Source organism: Companilactobacillus halodurans (assembly GCF_009600985.1).
Classification (GTDB): Bacteria; Bacillota; Bacilli; order Lactobacillales; family Lactobacillaceae; genus Companilactobacillus; species Companilactobacillus halodurans.
Genome location: NZ_VDFP01000257.1, coordinates 1 through 1,074, shown reverse-complemented (window position 1 = coordinate 1,074; position 1,074 = coordinate 1). Strand labels below are relative to the sequence as shown.

Genomic DNA, 1,074 nt, shown 5'->3' with positions numbered 1-1,074 from the left:
CTGTTTTTGTATTTTACAATCAAAGCATCCTCGGCTCCAAAGTATTGATTGTTTCCTGTGTTGAAGCTTTCTTCTATTGCCTATTTATGATTTTGGAAAATATTCTTCAAGTTACGCATCATGTAAAGAAATCATTATTCTATTTAGTCCTAGCCTATGTTATCAAAATGATACTACAAGTTCCTTTAACCATCTACTTAGGCGTTTACGGACCTGTTACAGCAACTGCTATTGCCTTTATAGTGATGTCGCATTTTGCCTTCAGACTTATCAATAAGCAATTCCAAATTGTCGATAAAGATTTAGCTAAAAAGCTACTAAAGATTCTTATTGATGGCATCATTATGCTAATTGTCGTTGTCGCTGCTAATTTCTTAGTTGTTAAAGTTATCTCTGATGCTACTAAGATTGGTGCCATGATTGTCATTATTATTTGCGGTCTAATTGGTATTGCAGTTTATGGTTTCCTTAGTTACAAAGATGGATCATTGAAAATATTAAAAGACATTCGTGATACAAAAATTTATTAATTAAATTACTTTCAAAAGAATAATGAGATTGGGACATAACTAGTTTCTTCTCCAATATTGCAGCATAAACGCGGAACAAAACACAGCTTCTTCCGCTCTCATTTTTTTATGAACTATAATAATCATAAATGTTAGGAGATGTTTGAATGGCTTACGAATCAAAATTCATGAAATTAGCAGCCAATGAAGCTCAGAAAAATATTGGTACCAACGTTGGTGGTCCTTTTGGAACTGTAATCGTTAAGGACGGAACAATTATTGCTCAAGGACGGAATCACGTTCTTTCCGACAATGATCCATCAGCCCATGGTGAAATTTATACAATTAGAAAAGCCTGCAAAAAGTTGGGTACTTATGACTTATCTGGATGTGAACTTTACACTAACGCTTACCCTTGTCCAATGTGTCTTGGAGCTATTATTTGGGCAAATATCAAAACTTGTTACTACGGAAATACTGCTGAAGATGCCAAAAATATTGGCTTCAGAGATGACTTCATTTATCAATTTTTAGATAATGGCCTCCAAGATAAAAATACCTTGAA

The 1,074-nt window shown here is 33.8% G+C and carries 1 protein-coding gene and 1 pseudogene; both read left to right on the top strand.

The genetic code is table 11. The features are described 5' to 3' along the window. Positions 1 to 530: pseudogene (locus FHL06_RS14005) on the top strand (polysaccharide biosynthesis C-terminal domain-containing protein); the annotation flags it as partial. 146 nt (positions 531 to 676) lie between these two features. Beyond that, on the top strand, positions 677 to 1,074 hold a 398-nt coding region (locus FHL06_RS14000), incomplete at its 3' end, for a nucleoside deaminase (protein WP_153387265.1).